General features: G+C 67.4%; 13 protein-coding genes and 1 pseudogene. 12 read left to right on the top strand and 2 right to left on the bottom strand.

Annotated elements, in window-relative coordinates; translation table 11 throughout:
* Positions 1 to 39: 39 nt before the first annotated feature.
* Genes mtrA through GII31_RS16710 form a run of 3 tightly spaced genes read left to right on the top strand, consistent with a single transcriptional unit; the run spans position 40 to position 4,096 of the window.
* Positions 40 to 726 (top strand): MtrAB system response regulator MtrA, encoded by a 687-nt coding sequence (gene mtrA, locus GII31_RS16720; protein ID WP_213244514.1) that lies wholly within the window; start codon positions 40 to 42, stop codon positions 724 to 726.
* Entirely contained in the window at positions 723 to 2,363 is a 1,641-nt protein-coding gene (gene mtrB, locus GII31_RS16715) for an MtrAB system histidine kinase MtrB (protein WP_322974135.1), read from the top strand. Before mtrA ends, mtrB begins: the two co-directional genes overlap by 4 nt.
* Complete coding sequence (locus tag GII31_RS16710) at positions 2,360 to 4,096, top strand: LpqB family beta-propeller domain-containing protein (RefSeq protein ID WP_213244512.1); 1,737 nt, start codon at positions 2,360 to 2,362, stop codon at positions 4,094 to 4,096. The genes mtrB and GII31_RS16710 overlap by 4 nt, the downstream gene beginning before the upstream one ends.
* A gap of 94 nt (positions 4,097 to 4,190) precedes the next feature.
* Here GII31_RS16710 and GII31_RS16705 read toward each other — a convergent pair whose 3' ends face one another.
* Positions 4,191 to 4,883, bottom strand: coding sequence for a ComF family protein (locus GII31_RS16705; protein ID WP_246221923.1), 693 nt, complete (start codon positions 4,881 to 4,883; stop codon positions 4,191 to 4,193).
* Between the two features lie 508 nt (positions 4,884 to 5,391).
* Between GII31_RS16705 and hpf the strand changes: the two genes are divergently transcribed.
* From hpf to GII31_RS16660, 9 genes and pseudogenes are all read left to right on the top strand, one after another.
* Entirely contained in the window at positions 5,392 to 6,162 is a 771-nt protein-coding gene (hpf, locus tag GII31_RS16700) for a ribosome hibernation-promoting factor, HPF/YfiA family (RefSeq protein ID WP_213244511.1), read from the top strand.
* Positions 6,163 to 6,400: 238 nt separating this feature from the next.
* Positions 6,401 to 8,903, top strand: a pseudogene (gene secA / locus GII31_RS16695) (preprotein translocase subunit SecA); the annotation flags it as partial.
* 462 nt (positions 8,904 to 9,365) lie between these two features.
* On the top strand, positions 9,366 to 9,944 hold the full coding sequence (locus tag GII31_RS16690) for an Rv3235 family protein (RefSeq protein WP_213244510.1): 579 nt from the start codon (positions 9,366 to 9,368) through the stop codon (positions 9,942 to 9,944).
* An 86-nt stretch (positions 9,945 to 10,030) separates the two neighbouring features.
* On the top strand, positions 10,031 to 11,497 hold the full coding sequence (locus GII31_RS16685; protein WP_260840056.1) for a wax ester/triacylglycerol synthase family O-acyltransferase: 1,467 nt from the start codon (positions 10,031 to 10,033) through the stop codon (positions 11,495 to 11,497).
* 133 nt (positions 11,498 to 11,630) lie between these two features.
* Entirely contained in the window at positions 11,631 to 12,197 is a 567-nt protein-coding gene (locus GII31_RS16680; protein WP_213244508.1) for a DUF6912 family protein, read from the top strand.
* 104 nt (positions 12,198 to 12,301) lie between these two features.
* On the top strand, positions 12,302 to 13,498 hold the full coding sequence (locus GII31_RS16675; RefSeq protein ID WP_213250605.1) for a ferredoxin reductase: 1,197 nt from the start codon (positions 12,302 to 12,304) through the stop codon (positions 13,496 to 13,498).
* A 182-nt stretch (positions 13,499 to 13,680) separates the two neighbouring features.
* Complete coding sequence (locus tag GII31_RS16670) at positions 13,681 to 14,982, top strand: fatty acid desaturase family protein (RefSeq protein ID WP_213244507.1); 1,302 nt, start codon at positions 13,681 to 13,683, stop codon at positions 14,980 to 14,982.
* A gap of 193 nt (positions 14,983 to 15,175) precedes the next feature.
* Positions 15,176 to 16,402, top strand: a complete 1,227-nt coding sequence (locus GII31_RS16665) for a fatty acid desaturase family protein (protein ID WP_213244506.1) — start codon at positions 15,176 to 15,178, stop codon at positions 16,400 to 16,402.
* A gap of 31 nt (positions 16,403 to 16,433) precedes the next feature.
* The gene (locus GII31_RS16660; RefSeq protein ID WP_213244505.1) at positions 16,434 to 16,982 is read left to right on the top strand and encodes a nitroreductase family protein; all 549 of its coding nucleotides are present in this window, start codon (positions 16,434 to 16,436) and stop codon (positions 16,980 to 16,982) included.
* Between the two features lie 26 nt (positions 16,983 to 17,008).
* Here the strand turns inward: GII31_RS16660 and rsgA are convergent, their stop codons facing one another.
* Complete coding sequence (gene rsgA, locus GII31_RS16655; RefSeq protein WP_246221922.1) at positions 17,009 to 18,118, bottom strand: ribosome small subunit-dependent GTPase A; 1,110 nt, start codon at positions 18,116 to 18,118, stop codon at positions 17,009 to 17,011.
* Positions 18,119 to 18,120 lie beyond the last annotated feature (2 nt).

Genomic DNA, 18,120 nt, shown 5'->3' with positions numbered 1-18,120 from the left:
GGCGCGTCATATTCGTCGTTTTCCGGCGAAGATGCCACCATGGGATCCATGAAGCCACGGATCCTTGTTGTCGACGACGATGCCGCGCTCGCCGAAATGCTGACGATCGTGCTCCGTGGCGAAGGTTTCGAACCGTTCGTGGTGGGCGACGGGACCCAGGCGCTGACGGCGGTCCGCGAGATCAGGCCTGACCTGGTGTTGCTCGACCTGATGCTCCCGGGCATGAACGGTATCGACGTATGCCGGGTGCTGCGTGCCGATTCGGGCGTGCCGATCGTCATGCTCACCGCCAAATCCGACACCGTCGACGTCGTCCTCGGACTGGAGTCCGGCGCCGACGACTACATGGTGAAGCCGTTCAAACCGAAGGAACTCGTCGCCCGCATCCGCGCCCGGCTGCGCCGAACCGACGACGAGCCGGCCGAGCTCCTGTCGATCGGGCCGGTCGAGATCGACGTGCCCGCGCACAAGGTCAGCCGCGACGGTGTCCCGATCTCCCTCACCCCGCTCGAATTCGATCTGCTCGTGGCACTGGCCCGTAAGCCGCGACAGGTGTTCACCCGCGATGTGCTCCTCGAACAGGTTTGGGGCTACCGGCATCCCGCCGACACCCGGCTGGTCAACGTGCACGTGCAGCGACTGCGCGCGAAAGTCGAAACCGACCCGGAGAACCCGGAGATCGTGCTGACCGTGAGAGGGGTCGGCTACAAGGCCGGACCGCCGTGATCGGACGTTCCAGGAGAATCAACAGCACCCTGGGGCAGATCACCCGGGCGGCCGCACGATTCGGCCGCTCGTCGAGCAGGATCTGGCGGCGCTCGCTGCAACTGCGAGTGGTGGTCTCCACACTGTTGCTGTCGTTGGTGGTGTTGATGGTGCTCGGTCTGGTTCTGGTCAGCCAGATCACCGACAGCCTGCTCAACGTGAAGCTGGCCGCCGCCACCGAGGCACTCGACCGCTCCCGTGTCACCGTCGAACGAGACCTGTCGAGCAGCGACGGTGCGATGTCCACCGAGAACCGGCTGCGTCAGACCCGGTCACTGCTCACCGATCGTAGGTCGGGCTCCGGCCAGGGAACCGACGACGTCGGAACGTTCGACACCGTGCTGATCGTGCGCAATTCGGTCCGCGACAGTGCCGAGACCGGCGCCGGACCGGGCAACGAGATCCCCGACAACCTGCGCGACATGGTGCAGGGCGGGCAGGTGGCCTACCAGTACTCGTCCGTCGACAACGGCTCCGGCACCGATGTTCCGGCACTCATCATCGGCACCCCCACCAACTCGGCGATCGCCGGGCTCGAACTGTATCTGGTGTTCCCGCTGACCAACGAACAGAACATGGTGAACCTCGTGCGCGGCACCCTGCTCACCGGCGGAGTGGTGTTGCTCGGACTGCTGGCCGCCATCGCCTGGCTCGTGTCGCGGCAGGTGGTGATCCCGGTCCGATCCGCATCGCGCATCGCCGTGCGTTTCGCCGACGGCCGGCTCAAAGAACGCATGCCGGTCCGCGGTGAGGACGACATCGCGCGTCTGGCGATGTCGTTCAACGACATGGCCGAAAGCCTGTCCAAACAGATCACCCACCTCGAGGAGTTCGGCGGCCTCCAACGCCAGTTCACCTCCGACGTCAGCCACGAACTGCGGACGCCGCTCACCACCGTCCGGATGGCCTCGGATGTGCTGTACGAGGCCCGCGACGAACTCGACCCCATGTATAAGCGGTCGGTCGAACTGCTCGACAAGGAGCTCGACCGATTCGAGACGCTGCTCACCGAGCTCCTGGAGATCTCCCGGCACGACGCGGGCATGGCCGAACTCGCCGCCGAGCGCATGGACATGGCCATCCCGATCGAGGGCGCCATCGCCACCGTCCGCCATCTCGCCGAGGACACCGGCACGACACTGGTGTTCGACCTGCCCGAGGAACCCGTACTGGCCGAGATCGACCCGCGCCGTGTCGAGCGGATCCTGCGCAACCTTCTCGCCAACGCCATCGACCACGGTGAACGCAAACCCGTCACCCTGACCATGCGTTCGGACGGCGACGCCGTTGCCATCACCGTGCGTGACAACGGCATCGGGTTGCGGCCGGGGGAGGAGAAGCTGGTCTTCAACCGTTTCTGGCGTTCGGATCCGTCCAGGTTCCGGCGATCGGGCGGTACGGGACTCGGCCTGGCCATCAGCATTGAGGACGCCCGGCTGCATCAGGGCCGGCTCGAGGCGTGGGGCGAACCGGGCAACGGCGCCTGCTTCCGGCTCACGCTGCCACTCGTGCGCGGCCACAAGGTGCTCGGCAGCCCGCTGCCCCTCAAACAACCCGGCCATCCCAAGGCCGCCGTCACCGAAGGTGAGCTCACATGACCGCCCGCAACCGGGCGACGATCATCGGTGCGTTGCTCACGGTGCTCGCCGTCGTCGCCGGCTGCGGAGCGATACCCGACAACTCCTCGCCCCAGCCTATCCGCGCCTTCCATCGCGAGAACCCGCCCAACGCGGTACCCGTGCCGCAGGCCGACATGGATTCGGAGGCACTGGTGCGTGCCTTCGTCAAGGCCACCGCCAACCCGCGCGGCAACTACCGCGCCGCTCGCAAGTTCCTCACCAGAACCGCCTCCGCACAGTGGGACTCCAGCGGTGACATGGTTGTCGTCGATGAGGTCAATGTGTTCATCGACGAGCGCAGCGCCACCACCGTGCGGTTACGGCTCGTCGGCGACAACGTGGGCACACTGCGTCCCGACGGCCAACTCCTGCCCGCCACCGGACGTGTCGCGGCCACTTTCGATCTGCGCCTCGTCAACGATCAGTGGCGTATCGACGGCCGCCTGCCCAGCGGCACGCTCATCGACAAGAACCAATTCGAATCGCTCTACCGGTCGGCCACTCTCTACTTCCCGAACAACGAGCGCACCGCCCTGGTACCCGATCCGCGCTGGCTGTACGCGGGCACCGACACCGACCCCGGCACCCTCATCCGGCGACTCATCGCCGGACCGGCCGCCGACCTGCGCGCCGCCGCGGGCACCGCCTTCCCCCGGACCGCCGCGTTGCGCGGCAAGGTCGGCGCCGTCGCCGACGGTGGGGTTCAGGTGCCGCTGACGGGCATCGGTGAACAGTCCGATGCCGACCAGCAACTCATGGTCGCGCAGATCGTGTGGACCCTCGAAGGGCTGGAGATCGCCGGTCCCTACCAGATCACCGATGACGGCCACCCGATCCGCGAGGACCACGCCGACGGCTGGCAGAGCACCGATGTCGCCGGACTCGATCCCAACGGAACCGTCACCGCGGACGCCGGACTCAGCGTCATCCGGGATGGCGCGCTTCTGCGGGTCGGTGCCACCACCACCCCGGTGGCCGGTGAACTCGGTACCGGTGACGATCTGCGCAGCGCCTCGATCTCGCCCGACGGCAAACGGGTCGCCGGGGTGCTGGCCCGCAGGCCCGGCGCCGCATCCTCCGAACTCGTCGCCGCCCCCTACGGCGGCGCGCCCACCACGCTCGTGGTCGCCGACTCGATCGCCCGGCCGTCCTTCGGTCATGACGCCGGGACGATCTGGTCGGTCGTCGATGGCCGGGTCCAGCGATGGGAACGTGGTGAGGACGGTGCGGACCACATGTCCGCCGTCGACATCACCGCTGTCAACAACGTCGTTCGTGGCGCCGTCACCGAACTGCAGGTCGCTCCCGACGGTGTGCGCGTGGCGATGGTCGTCGACGGTCAGCTGGTGTTCGCCGTCGTCTCCACCAACATCGAGGGCCGGGTCATGCTCAGTGGTCCCCGCATCGCCGCCTACAACGTCGGCAGCCGGGTCACCGCCATCGACTGGGCCTCACCGACGACGCTCGTCCTGGCCCGGGACGCGCCCGAATCACCGGTACTGCAGCTGTCCATCAACGGCACCCAGGCGGTGGGGCTGCTCAGCGGAAACCTGTCACCGCCTGTGCGTTCGGTCGCCGCGGACCTGTCCACGGTCTACGTCGGCGACAGCCGCGGCGTGCTCAGTCTGGGCAGCACCAACGGCGAGCCCGACCAGTACTGGACGGAGGTCGAGAGCGCGATGACCCCAGGAGCCACACCGGTATTGCCGTGAGCTTCGCCGCGGTCGGACAGGTGGCCGCGGGGGCAACGGACTGCCGCCTCTCGGACGGCCTCCGCTGTCCGGGCCGCCCAGTGTGTGGGGACCGCTAAGCGGCGGCGAGGACCAGTACCGCGTCGAGTGCGATTCCCCGGGCGGCCAGGACCCTGGCCGATTCGGCGGCGGTGGTGCCGGTGGTGATCACGTCGTCGACCAGGACCGTGACGGCGCGCGGGTGCAGGCGCGTGTGTGTTCTCGACCGGATCCGGCCGGACAGGTTGCGGGTGCGTTCGGCCGCCGACAGGCCCGCTGAATCTGCCGTCCAGGCCGCGGTGTACAGGGCCGGCACCACCCGGACGCGGGCGCCCAGCCCGGTTGCCGCCGCGCGGGTCATCGCCGTGACGGTGTCGCCGCCGCGCCGCCGGGCCGACGTCGCCCGGGTGGGGGCGGGCAGCAGTTGCAGCAGCGGACCGTCGGGCAGCTCGCCCCAGTGCGCCAGCACGCGCAGGGCGTGTGCCAGTGCGGCGCCCAGGGGTGCCGCCAGGTCGGTGCGGCCGTGTTCCTTGCCCGCGATCACCGCCCGCCGGGCCGGGCCCCGATACCGCCCGCACGCCCACACGGGGGCGGGCACGGGCACCCGGGTGGTGATCGCGATGGGCGAATCCGTCAGCACCGCGGCACACCGCGGACACCAGCGGATGCCGGGACGATCGCAGCCGGCGCAGCACAGCGGCACGGCCAGGTCGATGCCCGCCCGAATCACTTTCCCGCAGAACGCCTTCAGCTGATGTGGTGTGCTCACACCGACACTCTGCCAGGGCGTGCTGCCAGACCCAAAGGTCCTGTCCACACCCTGCCCGGCAGGAGTCCGATGGATCGAATTGGTCCCCACTAGCCGACATGCTCGCCGGAAACGTAGCCGTTCGGCGAACTTCGGGCTACGGTCGAAGGCACGAAAGGTTACCGGCGACGATGCCGGTACCTGGGACCACCCGACCAGGGCGGTCCATGCGTCAGGGAGGTGATAGCGCGTTCGTGAGTGCCAGCCGTCGGCTGGTATGGCCACCATCCCCGTCTTCACGGAAAATCGGAGCCGTCGGGTCACGGAACGTCGAACGCTATCAGGTGGTGAGACCCGCAGAGATATCCGAGATCCCATGTACCGCAGTCTGATCGGATGTCAAGAGTCCGATCGACCACAGCTGTGGAGTGGGGGCCGGGTCATCTGCGCAGACGCCGCCCGGATATTCGCCGGACCGTCAGGCCACGGTGACCGCGTGGACCGGGGAAGTAATTCAGGAGGAAATTGCATGTCCAGTGTCATCCACCGCAAGGGCCAGCGTGAACCGAAAGTCGACGCGCGAGCGATCCGCGACGACGAGATCGATTCGGCATTCGTCGTGCCGCCGGGGACCATCGAGTCCGCCGAGCCCGCGGAGCCTGACGCCGCCGTCGAGTTCACCGGCCGCAACGTGACCATTCCCGACCACTATCGGGTCCACGTGCGCGACAAGCTCGCTCGGCTCGAACGTTTTGATCCTGGAATCTTCCGCTTCGACGTGCGGTTGAGCCACGAACGTAACCGCAGACAGTCCAAGGTGTGTCAGCAGGTGGAGCTCACCGCCATCGGCAAGGGGCCGGTGGTCCGCGGCCAGGCGGGTGGGGAGAACTTCTACTCCGCACTCGAGACCGCGGTCAGCAAACTCGAATCCGGCCTGCGCCGGGTCAAGGACCGCCGGCGTGTCTCGCACGGCAACCGCACCCCGATCTCGGTGGCAACGGCGACCGAGGTCGGCGCACCGCCACTGCGAGGTGATCAGCTCGCCCACGAACTGTCACAGCCGGTGGACGAGAGCGAGCAGACCTGGGACGACGGCGTCACCGAACGCACACCGGGGCAGATCGTCCGCGTCAAGGAGCACAAGGCGCCGCCGATGACCGTCGACGACGCCCTCTACGAGATGGAACTCGTCGGTCACGACTTCTTCCTCTTCCATGACAAGGAGACCGACAAGCCGTCCGTGGTGTACCGGCGCCACGCGTTCGACTACGGACTTATCCGCCTGGCCGACACGCACTGACGCGCCGCGCCGCACACCCTGGGGTGGGTTCACACAAGTGGACCCACCCCAGAGTCATGTCGGGTCCGTGGGCCGGTGGCCGTCGCGTGCCGGTCAGCGTCTACTCAGCCGGGCTGAGTACCATGGTCGGCGATCTGTGCTTCGGTGGCCGCGGTGGGAAAGTCGCGGTGGGAAACCGGGTGGGGATTCGGGGCGTCGGACGACGGATCCGAAGGACTGAGTGAGGATTGGCAACACGGTGCTGAACAAGCTGCTGCGCATGGGCGAGGGCCGCATGGTCAAACGACTCGATGCGATCGCATCCCACGTCGAAGCGCTCTCCGACGAGATGGAGGCCTTGTCGGACGCGGAGCTGAGCGCCAAGACCGACGAGTTCAAGGAGCGCTACGCCGGGGGCGAGACCCTCGACGAGCTGTTGCCGGAGGCGTTCGCAGTAGCCCGCGAAGCGGCGTGGCGGGTGCTCGACCAGAAGCACTTCCACGTACAGATCATGGGCGGTGCGGCGCTGCACTTCGGCAACATCGCCGAGATGAAGACCGGTGAGGGCAAGACCCTGACCTGTGTGCTGCCGGCTTACCTCAACGCCATCTCCGGCGAAGGCGTGCACGTGGTCACCGTGAACGACTACCTGGCCAAACGCGACTCCGAATGGATGGGGCGCGTCCACCGCTTCCTCGGTCTGGAGACCGCGGTGATCCTGACCGGGATGAGTCCGGACGCCCGCCGGGAGGCGTACCGTGCCGACATCACCTACGGCACCAACAACGAGTTCGGCTTCGACTACCTGCGTGACAACATGGCGCATACGCTCGACGAACTGGTGCAGCGCGGCCACTACTTCGCGATCGTCGACGAGGTCGACTCGATCCTCATCGACGAGGCGCGCACCCCGCTCATCATCTCGGGCCCCACCGATTCGTCGAGCAAGTGGTACGCCGAGTTCGCCCGCATCGCCCCGTTGCTGGAGAAGGACGTCCACTACGAGGTCGATATCAAGAAGAAGACCGTCGGCGTGCACGAGGCCGGTGTCGAATTCGTGGAGGATCAGCTCGGCATCGACAACCTGTACGAGGCCGCCAACTCGCCGCTCGTCGGCTACCTGAACAACGCGATCAAGGTCAAAGAGCTCTTCCACCGCGACAAGGACTACATCGTCCGCAACGGTGAGGTGGTGATCGTCGACGAGTTCACCGGCCGCGTGCTCGACGGTCGCCGGTTCAACGAGGGACTTCACCAGGCCATCGAGGCCAAGGAGCGGGTGGAGATCAAGGCCGAGAATCAGACGCTGGCCACGATCACCCTGCAGAACTACTTCCGCATGTACGACAAGCTCGCGGGCATGACCGGTACCGCCGAGACCGAGGCGGCCGAGTTCGACCAGATCTACAAGCTCGGTGTGCTGCCGATCCCCACCAACCGGCCGATGATCCGCAAGGACCAGTCCGACCTCATCTACAAGACCGAGGAGGCCAAGTTCGCCGCGGTCGTCGACGACATCACCGAACGGCATGAGCTGGGCCAGCCGGTGCTGATCGGCACGACCAGCGTCGAACGGTCGGAGTACCTGTCCCGGCAGCTGGACAAGCGCGGCATCCCGCACTCGGTGCTCAACGCGAAGTTCCACGAGCAGGAGGCGCAGATCGTGGCCGAGGCCGGCCGGATCGGCGCGGTCACGGTGGCCACCAACATGGCCGGCCGCGGCACCGACGTGGTGCTCGGCGGCAACCCCGACATCATCGCCGACGTGCGGCTGCGCAAGGCCGGACTGGATCCGGTGACCACGCCCGAGGAGTACGAGGCGGCGTGGGACGAGGCCATCACGATCGCCCGCGAGGATGCGGCCGAGCAGGCCAAGGCGGTGCGCGAGGCCGGCGGTCTCTACGTGCTCGGTACCGAACGGCACGAGTCGCGTCGTATCGACAACCAGCTGCGCGGCCGGTCGGGACGTCAGGGCGACCCGGGCGAGTCGCGGTTCTATCTGTCCCTGGGCGACGAGCTCATGCGGCGGTTCAACGGTGCGGCACTCGAGGCGATCATGACGCGCGTCAACCTGCCCGACGACGTGCCGATCGAGGCCAAGATGGTCACCCGTGCCATCCGCAGCGCGCAGACGCAGGTGGAGCAGCAGAACTTCGAGGTCCGCAAGAACGTCCTCAAGTACGACGAGGTGATGAACGAGCAGCGCAAGGTCATTTACGGTGAGCGGCGCACCATCCTCGAGGGCGAGGACCACGCCGACGAGGTGCGGCGGATGATCGACGATGTCGTCGGTGCCTATGTGGACGGTGCGACCGCCGAAGGCTACGCCGAGGACTGGGACGTCGACGAGCTGTGGCGGGCCATGCGCACGCTGTATCCGCTCGAACTCGACCCCGACACGGTCTTCCACACCGATGTCGACGGGACACGGGACGATGTCTCGCCGGAGGATCTGCGCGAGACCCTGCTCAATGACGCGCACGAGTCGTATACCGCCCGCGAGACCGAGATCGATCAGATAGCCGGCGAGGGCGCCATGCGCCAGCTCGAGCGCAGCATCCTGCTCAACGTGATCGACCGCAAGTGGCGTGACCACCTCTACGAGATGGACTACCTGCGCGAAGGCATCCATCTGCGTTCGATGGCGCAGCGTGACCCGGTCGCCGAGTATCAGCGTGAGGGCTTCGACATGTTCACCGGCATGCTCGAAGGCATCAAGGAGGAGGCCCTGGGCTTCCTGTACAACGTGCAGGTCCAGACGCAGGAGATCGCACCCGCGCCGTCGCTCAGCAAGCCGGTGCCGGCGCCGATGCTGTCGGCGGCGGCCGCCGCACAGGCGGAGAACGAGGCCGCCGGTACCCAGGCCCCCGCCGCGCTGCGCGCGGTCGGGATCGGCGAGGGCGGTCCCGCCGATTCGGAGATGACCTACAGCGGTCCGGCGGAGAACGGCGGGGTGGAGATCCTCACCGACGAGGAGGAAGAGGGCGACCCGGCGTTGACCTCGCGTCGCGAGCGCCGAGCCGCGGCCCGTGCCGGGACGAAGGGCGGAGCCAAGCCGCCGAAGTCGAAGAAGCGCCGCCGCTGACAGTTCGCGGACGTACCGCTCCTGCCTTCCATCAACCGTGCAACGGCGTGTCGCATGCGGCACGCCGTTGCACTTGATTTGGTGAAAGAAAGTTGCCCCTGAAAGGGAACCAAACGGTGTTTCGCTGCGTCCGATTCCCATGCAGACACCTCGAGTAGTTATCCGCACCGCGCCCGACTACGAACGTCCGGCCGTCGCGGCATCCGCACCGTCCCCGTCGGGCGACCCGCGCCGACCGCACGGTCCGGGCGGGCAACAGCGGCAGCGTGGGCGGTCCGGGCAATCGGGCGCCGGGGCACGGACGGCCCCACCCGCGGCGCCGCACGAGGGCGCTCAGGTGCGCACGTTCGCCATCGGCGCCCTCACCGTCGTGTTCGAGGCCCTCGACGGTCGTCGTGGTTTCGGGCAGTTATCGGCGTCGGTGGCGCCGGAGCTTCTCGACCGGCTCACCGTGCTGCGCCGACTGGGCGTGCGCCCGCACGCGCGTGAGTTGCCCGTCGCGACCGGTACCGCGACGCTGCGCCGCGTCCACGTGCAGATGAGCGGCGACGGTTCGGCGAGGATCTTCGGCAGTTATACGATCGGCGGCCGGGTACGCGCCTTCTGCGGGGTCACCCGGCGCACCCCGCACAAGATTCCCCGGCCGATCGACGCGGATGTGCTCACGCCCGCACGCTGGGAGTATCGCTGGCAACTCGTCGCGCTCGACTTCTGCTGACGCCGACCGGCCGCGTCGGCGGGATCGCCCGACAGCTACGCGGGCGCCGGGTATAACGTTATGCCGGTGAGTGCTCGAGGTGCCCGATGACACGGCTGAGTCCCAGGGATGCGACCTTCTATTTCCTCGACGAGGCCGGGGCGACGACGCACCTGGGCGCACTGCTGATCGTCGCACCCGACACGCCGACCAAGGCGAAGCAGGCCGGGGCGAAGCAGGCCGGGGAGGCGTCGGCGCCCGCGCGGCCGGCGCTCGACTACAAGCGTCTGGTCGAACTGGTGGAGAACAGGCTGCAGCTGGTGCCGCGCTACCGGCAGCTGGTCATCCCGGTCACGCTCGGGCTTGCTCGGCCGGTGTGGGCCGACGACCCGGATTTCGACATCAACTTCCACATCCGGCGCGCCGGGCTGCCGGCGCCCGGGGCGACCGATCAGCTCGACGACCTGGTGTCGCGGATCATGTCGCGGCCGCTGGACCGGACTCGGCCGCTGTGGGAGATGTACCTGATCGAGGGGCTGGCGGACGGCAGGCTGGCGGTGCTGACCAAGTCGCATCGCTGCCTGGTGGACGAGATCGAGCACCGCGAGATCAGCGAGGTCCTCACCGACGACTCCCGCGAGCAGGAGATGATGCCGGAGGATCTGTGGATGGCGCGTTCGGTGCCGACCGCCTCGCGGCTCGCGGTGGGTGCGATCGCCGAGGCGGTGGCCCGGCCGGGGGATCTGATCAGTTCGGTGCTCACCGGCAACGGCCTGGTGTCGGAGGCGTGGTCGCTGGCCGGGCGCACCGTGCGGCGCACCGGATCGCTGGTGCAGCAGGTGATGGATTCGGCGCCGGCGAGTCCGCTCAACCGGTCGAGCACGCCGACGCGATCGTTCACCGAGGTGTCGGTGCCGCGCCGTGGCTGCGCGAAGATCGCCGAGCGCTACAACTGCACCGTCAACGACGTGGTGCTCACCATCATCAGCGGGGTGCTGCGGCGGTGGAAACTGTCGCTCGCCTCGACCATCGCGCCGGGCGACACCGTGCGGGTGGTGCTGCCACTGTCCTCGCGCGATCCGTCGATGCAGCACCGAATGGATACCGAGCCGCGATCGGTGGCCGTGGGAACGCCCGGATTCGTCACCGATCTTCCTGTGGGCGAGGACAACCCGTCGATGCGCCTGGTGCAGGTCGCGGGTCTGGCCAACCGCTACGCGCATTCGTCACGCCGGGTGTCGATGGGTATCCGGCCGATCCTTCCCGAACTGGGTATGGTGCCGTTTGCCGAGTTCAGTTCACGGGCGTTGAGCACCATCACCAGCCGCCCCTACAACGTTCCGGTGACCATGCCGAGCGCGCCCATCTCGCGTCGATATCTCGCCGGGCACAAGGTGTCGGACATGTATTCGGTACCGGTGTTCCTGCAGCAGCACGCTCTCGCCGTAGGAGTGGTCGAATACTGTGGCACCCTGCAGTTCTCGTTCATCGCTGATCGCGGTGTGCTACCGGATCTGGTCGCGATGTCGGAGTACGTCACCGAGTCGTACGAGGAGCTTCTCGCGGCCTTGTGAGGTGCGGCAAGGGCGTGTCCCCCAATTCTTCTGCCGGGCCCCGATTCTTCTGCCGGGCCCCAATTCTTCTGCCGGGTATCGGGCCGCCGAGGGCGGCACAGGGAAGTCGGAGACATGCCCTAGGCTCGTGGTCATGAGGATCTACCTGCCCGCAACTCTGGCGATGCTGATGCGGTTGGGCGAGTCGGGGGAGTTCACGCCGGTCGGCGGCACCGCGTTCGCGCTCACACCCGCGTTGCGGGAGTCCTATCTGTCGGGAGACGACGAGGAACTGTCCGAGGCCGCGATGCGTGAGGCGGCGCGGGCATCGTTGCGCCTGCTGGCCGGTGAGTCGCAGGTGTCGGCGGACGGCGGCGCGCGGCCCGAATCCGAGCCCACTGTCGGCACGCCCGAACCTGTTGACATACAGAGGTTTCCGCCCCGGCGGGTGGTGGTCGCGGCCGACGTGGAGGAGGTGCGGCTGCGCCCGGATCTGGATGCCGCGGTGGTGAAGGTGCCGGGTCCGGTGCCGTTGTCGGCGATCGCGTCGGTGCATGTCGACGGTGCCGACGCCGAGGATGCGGTGCGTGTGGCGGTGGTGGTCGTGGACGCGGCCGATCTCGGTGATGAGGACGCCGAACTGGCCGTTGGCGACGTGGAGGATTTCGATCTGGCCTGGTACGCGACCCAGGAGTTGCCGTTCCTGCTCGAATTGCTCTGATCGGCCGGGTCGGCCGGGATGGGCGTGGTGGCCGTCGAGCGCAAGTTCCGGTACCGTAACCTACGCATGCGTAGGTTTGCTCGGCTCACTGAATGAAGGTGCATATGGTCATGGGTATCGATGATCGCGGCGTGAACGATCCCGGTGTGGATGGTTCTGGTGTGGACGATCGTGAGCCTCGTGCGCGGTCGTGGCGGGAGCGTTTCGAGGCGCCGGTGGCGCACGTCTCGTCGCAGAATCGCGCGGCCAACTGGGTTCGTGCGGCCGCCGCGCGGATAACCACGCCGCTGCTGCCCGACGACTACCTGCATCTGGCCAATCCGTTGTGGTCGGCACGCGAGCTGCGCGGCAAGATCGTCTCCGTCAGTCGGGAGACCGAGGACTCGGCCACCATCGGCATCAAGCCGGGCTGGGGATTCTCGTTCGACTACACGGCGGGCCAGTATGTGGGCATCGGTGTGCTGGTGGACGGCCGCTGGACCTGGCGGTCGTACTCGCTGACATCGGTCCCGGACATCTCCCGCTCGGACAAGACGATCTCCATCACCGTCAAGGCGATGCCCGAGGGCTTCTTGTCGACGCACCTGGTCAACGGTCTGCAGCCCGGAACGATCGTGCGGCTGGCGGCTCCGCGCGGCGAGTTCGTGCTGCCGGACCCGTTGCCGCAGAAGATCCTGTTCGCCACGGCCGGCAGCGGTATCACGCCGATCATCTCCATGGTGCGGATGATCCGTCACCGCGGCCAGGAAGCCGACATCGTCCTGGTCCATTCGGCGCCCACGCGCGACGATCTGCTGTTCGGTGACGAACTCGCCGAGCTCTCGGGCGACGGCGTCGTCACCGTGCACACCGTGTTCACCCGTTCCGACGGCAAGCTGACCGCACAGCGCCTGGCCGCGTTGTGCCCTGATCTGGCCGACCGGCAGACGTGGGCGTGCGGTCCGGCCGGTTTCCTGGAGATGCTCGAGCAGACGTTCGCCGACGCGGGCGTCCCCGACAACCTGCACCTGGAACGGTTTGCTCTCGAACGCGGCGCGTCGGGGGCACAGGGCGGCGAGGTCACCTTCGGTCGTAGCGGCCGGACCGCGACCGTGGACGGCGCGACCACGCTGCTGGAGGCGGGCGAGCAGTCGGGTGTGTTGATGCCGTTCGGCTGCCGGATGGGTATCTGCCAGAGCTGTGTGGTGATGATCGACAAGGGCGCCGTGCGCGATCTGCGCACCGGCCGCGAACATGTCGAAGGGGAGCGGGTGCAGACCTGTGTCAGTGCCGCGGCGGGGGACTGCACTCTCGACGTGTGATCGGCGCGGAGAAGACGATAGGGGGCGTGGCCTCGGATTCCGGTGACGGAAATCCGAGGTCACGCCCCTTTTTCCTCAGCCCGCAACCGTGGATCGCCGAGGGCTGGACAACTACGCTACCGTAACCTACGATTGCGTAAGTTACGGTTACGTAGTCGATGGGTTGGAGATAGACGGAAACGATGGCGATTACTGACATCCCCGAATACGCGCACCTGTCCGAGTCGGACGTCGAGGCGCTGTGCGCCGACCTCGACGCGATCCGCGCGGACATCGAGGCGGACCGCGGTGAACGTGATGCGCGCTACCTGCGCAACACGATCCGCTTTCAGCGAGGCCTCGAACTCGCCGGACGCGTGATGATCGCGGGTTCCACGAAGCGGCCACTCTGGTGGGCGGGCGCCTCGGTGCTCGGCGTCGCCAAGATCGTCGAGAACATGGAACTCGGGCACAACGTGATGCACGGGCAGTGGGACTGGATGAACGATCCGGAGGTGCACTCCACGACGTGGGAGTGGGACAACACCGATCCGTCCGCGCACTGGAAGCACACGCACAACTACATCCATCACAAGTACACCAATGTGCTCGGGATGGACGACGACGTGGGCTACGGCCTGCTGCGGGTGACCCGCGACCAGCGCTGGCGCCCGTTCTACCTGGGCAATATCGCGTACAACACGATCCTGGCGCTCGCCTTCCAGTGGGGTGTTGCCGCGCAGCACCTGGAACTGGGCAAAAAGCGCAAGACGCCCGAGGCCAAGGCCGAGTTCCGCCGCGACCTGGCCGACGTGGGCAGCAAGGTGGGCAAGCAGGTCGCCAGGGACTACCTCGTGTATCCGGCGATCGTCGCGGCCACCACGGGCACCAAGGCCGGTCGTGCGCGGGCCTTCGGCAAGGCGGTCACCGCCACCGCCCTGGCCAACGTGATCCGCAACGTGTGGGCCAACGCGGTCATCTTCTGCGGACATTTCCCCGACGGCGCCGAGAAGTTCACCAAGCAGGACGTCGACTCGGAGACCCAGGGCGAGTGGTACCTGCGGCAGATGCTCGGCAGTGCCAACTTCCGGTCCGGTCCGGTACTGGCGTTCCTGAGCGGAAACCTGTCGTACCAGATCGAGCACCACATCTTCCCGGATCTGCCCAGCAACCGGCTGGCCGAGATCTCGGTGCGGGTGCAGGCGCTGTGCGACAAGTACGACCTGCCGTACACCACTGGCTCATTCCTGCTGCAGTACCTGAAGTCGTGGCGGACCATCGCCAAGCTGTCGCTGCCGGACAAGTACCTGTCGGCGACCCGCGACGATGCGCCGGAGACGGCATCGGAACAGCGGTTCAAGCAGGAACTGTCCGAGGGTGAGCGGCTGCGGACCACCATCGACCCGGACACCGGCCGTCGTCGTGGCCTGCGCACGGCCATCACCTCGCTGCGTGGCAGGGGACGCCGGTCGGTGGGCATCGTCACCGAACGGAAGGCTGCGTAGCGCACCACGCGACGGACAGGCGCCGACGAGTAGAGCTCACCGCGCTCCCGTGACAGCACAGGCCGGCCGTATCTCTCACCGGGTGAGGGGTACGGGCCGGTCTCGTCATGACGGCGACACCACGGCCGCAAATGGGGGCCGTGGTGTCGGGCTCGCACGCCGGACATCCGTCACCGAGTGCATACTTGTACCAATGGCGATTTCCGATATCAATTCATACGCGCATCTCACCGATGCGGACGTCGAGGCCCTGGGGCACGAACTCGACGCCATTCGTCGCGAGGTCGAAGCCGATCGCGGCCGGCGAGACGTCCGGTACCTGCACCGGACGATCAAGCTGCAACGATCCCTGGAGCTGTCCGGCCGGGCGGTGCTGCTCGGCAGCCACCGCAGATCGTTGTGGCTGCTGGGCACGGCGGCCCTCGGGCTGGCCAAGATCATCGAGAACATGGAGCTCGGGCACAACGTGATGCACGGGCAGTGGGACTGGATGAACGATCCCGAGGTGCATTCGACCACCTACGAGTGGGACATGGTGTGTGCGTCGCCACACTGGAAGCATTCCCATAACTACATCCATCACAAGTACACCAACGTCATCGGGATGGACGACGACGTGGGCTACAAGGTTCTGCGGGTCACCCGCGACGAGGCATGGGAACCGCGCCGGCTCTTCCAGCCGATCACCAACGTCGTACTCGCCTCGACCTTCGAATGGGGCATCGGCCTGCACGATATCGGTCTGCGCGAGATCATCGACGGTGAGAAGCCCAGAGAGATCGGAGTGCCACAGCTGAAACTGTTCGGCCGCAAGATTATTCGGCAAATGGGCAAGGACTACGTACTCTTTCCTGCGCTCACCGGACCGAATTTCGTGAACACCCTCACCGCCAACGCCACCGCGAACCTGATCCGGAACCTGTGGGCCTATGTGGTCATCTTCTGCGGTCATTTCCCGGACGGGGCCGAGAAGTTCACCGTCGAGAGTCTGGAGCACGAGACGCAGGGCCAGTGGTATCTGCGGCAGATGCTCGGCAGCGCGAACTTCCACGCAGGCCCGGTGATGGCGTTCATGTCGGGCAACCTCTGCTACCAGATCGAGCACCACCTGTTCCCGGACCTGCCGAGTAACCGGCTCGCCGAGATATCGGTGCGCGTCCGGGAACTGTGCGAGAAATACGACCTGCCGTACACCACCGGATCGTTGCCGGTGCAATACCTCAAGACGCTGCGCACCATCAACAAGCTCGCGCTGCCCGACCAGTTGCTGCGCGACACCGCCGACGACGCACCCGAAACCGCCTCCGAACGACGCTTCGCGTCGCTGCCCGAACCGAAGGGTCTCCGGGTGTCGGGTGGCCTCAAAACCGCCATCGCGGAGCTGCGTGAACAGCGCAGACGGCGCAAGGCCCGGCGGTAGTCGCGGCGCGGCCGGTGGGTAGGGTGGCGCCATGGGATCCGACACCGTGACGTCCGTCCGTGAAGCGATGCTGGCTCGCTGCTCCTGGTCCAAGGTGACCGACGACGCGCCCACCCACGATCAACTCGTCGCCCTGGTCGCCGCGGCCGGCCGGGTCGCCGACCACGCGGGCCTGGCCCCATGGCGACTCATCGAGCTGCGCGGGGGTGACAGGGAACGGCTCGGCGCCGCGTTCACCGAGGTTCTCGGTCACGACGGCTCGGCGGACAAACCGCTGCGCGCGCCGCTACTCATCGCGATCGTATCGAGCACCACCGCGCACCCCAAGGTGCCCGATTGGGAGCAGGAGGCGGTCGCCGCCGGAGTCGGGCACGCGCTGAGCCTGCTGCTGGACGAGGCAGGCTACGGCGTCATCTGGCGGACCGGTCCGTTCACCCGGGCCGAACCCGTCGCCCGTCTGCACGGGCTCGGCGACAACGAAAAGCTCCTCGGCTGGCTGTACGTCGGCGGAAAACCTGACGGGGCACCCGTCCGCCGGCCCGTCGACGCCGAACGATGTGTGACCCGGCTGCCCGACTGAGGCCCCCGACTGAGGCCCCCGGCATCTCAACCGGCCGGCGGTGCGGCGGGCGACTCCGGGTCGTCGGGGGCGGGTGTCCCCGAGGTCACCGCGATCAGCAGCCGGCGGACCGCCATCGCCCGCCGCCGTGAATGCCCAGTCAACGCGTCGAGCGCGCACTCCGGATCGGCGGGAGGGCCCAGGTGTGTACAGCCGCGCGGGCATTCGTCGATCGTGTCCCGCAGGTCGGCAAACGCGTCGACGATGTCGTCGGGCTCTACATGAGCCAGCCCGAACGACCGGATACCGGGGGTGTCGACCACCCAATCGTATCCCGTGGCTTCGCCCGCCACCCGGCCCGCGGGGCTGTGTTCTTCGGTCCGGCCCAGCGGCAAGGCCACCGACTGGGTCGAGGTATGCCGGCCCTTGCCCACCCCCGACACCTCGCCGGTTGCCCGATCGGCTTCGGGAACAAGTCGATTGACCAACGTCGACTTCCCTACACCCGAATGTCCCACCAGTGCGGTGATCTTGCCCGCCAGCATCGCGGTGACCTCGGTCAGATCGTCGTCGCGCCCGGCCATCACCACCGGCAGATCGAGATCGGCGAAAGCGGCCGTGAACTCGGCCGGATCGGCCAGATCCGACTTCGTCAGACACAGAATCGGTGCCAATCCGCCCACATACGCCGCGGCCAGGGCGCGTTCGACGAAACCCGTCCGCGGCGGCGGATCGGCCAACGCCGTCACGATCAGCAACTGGTCGGCATTGGCCACCACGATCCGTTCGTACGGATCCGTGTCGTCGGCGGTGCGCCGCAACACCGTCGACCGTTCGGCCACCCGCACGATGCGCGCCAGGGAGTCCTTGCGTCCGGTCAGATCACCCACCACACCGACCCGGTCACCCACCACCACCGGGGTGCGGCCGAGTTCCCGGGCCCGCATCGCCACCACCCGCCGGTGCGGATCCCCGTCGATCACACAACCCCACCGGCCCCGATCCACCGACACCACCATCGCATCGGCCGCATCATCATGTGACGGACGGGTTTTGGTTCGCGGGCGCGAACCCTTGCCCGGCCGCACCCGGACATCGGACTCGTCGTAGCTGGCCGCCGCGCGCCGGCGGTGCGCCGAGGCGTTCACCGCGGCCACGA

The sequence above is a fragment of the Gordonia pseudamarae genome, assembly GCF_025273675.1.
In the GTDB taxonomy this organism is placed as follows: domain Bacteria; phylum Actinomycetota; class Actinomycetes; order Mycobacteriales; family Mycobacteriaceae; genus Gordonia; species Gordonia pseudamarae.
This window is presented reverse-complemented; position numbering and strand designations above follow the sequence as displayed.

Bases quoted from the DNA above. Each gene is read 5' to 3' on its own strand.
- GII31_RS16690 (WP_213244510.1), top strand. From the start codon at position 9,366: ATGCAGACACCTCGAGTAGTTATCCGCACCGCGCCCGACTACGAACGT.
- GII31_RS16660 (WP_213244505.1), top strand. From the start codon at position 16,434: ATGGGATCCGACACCGTGACGTCCGTCCGTGAAGCGATGCTGGCTCGC.
- mtrA (WP_213244514.1), top strand. From the start codon at position 40: ATGGGATCCATGAAGCCACGGATCCTTGTTGTCGACGACGATGCCGCG.
- GII31_RS16680 (WP_213244508.1), top strand. From the start codon at position 11,631: ATGAGGATCTACCTGCCCGCAACTCTGGCGATGCTGATGCGGTTGGGC.
- GII31_RS16710 (WP_213244512.1), top strand. From the start codon at position 2,360: ATGACCGCCCGCAACCGGGCGACGATCATCGGTGCGTTGCTCACGGTG.
- GII31_RS16685 (WP_260840056.1), top strand. From the start codon at position 10,031: ATGACACGGCTGAGTCCCAGGGATGCGACCTTCTATTTCCTCGACGAG.
- GII31_RS16665 (WP_213244506.1), top strand. From the start codon at position 15,176: ATGGCGATTTCCGATATCAATTCATACGCGCATCTCACCGATGCGGAC.
- GII31_RS16670 (WP_213244507.1), top strand. From the start codon at position 13,681: ATGGCGATTACTGACATCCCCGAATACGCGCACCTGTCCGAGTCGGAC.
- hpf (WP_213244511.1), top strand. From the start codon at position 5,392: ATGTCCAGTGTCATCCACCGCAAGGGCCAGCGTGAACCGAAAGTCGAC.
- GII31_RS16675 (WP_213250605.1), top strand. From the start codon at position 12,302: ATGGTCATGGGTATCGATGATCGCGGCGTGAACGATCCCGGTGTGGAT.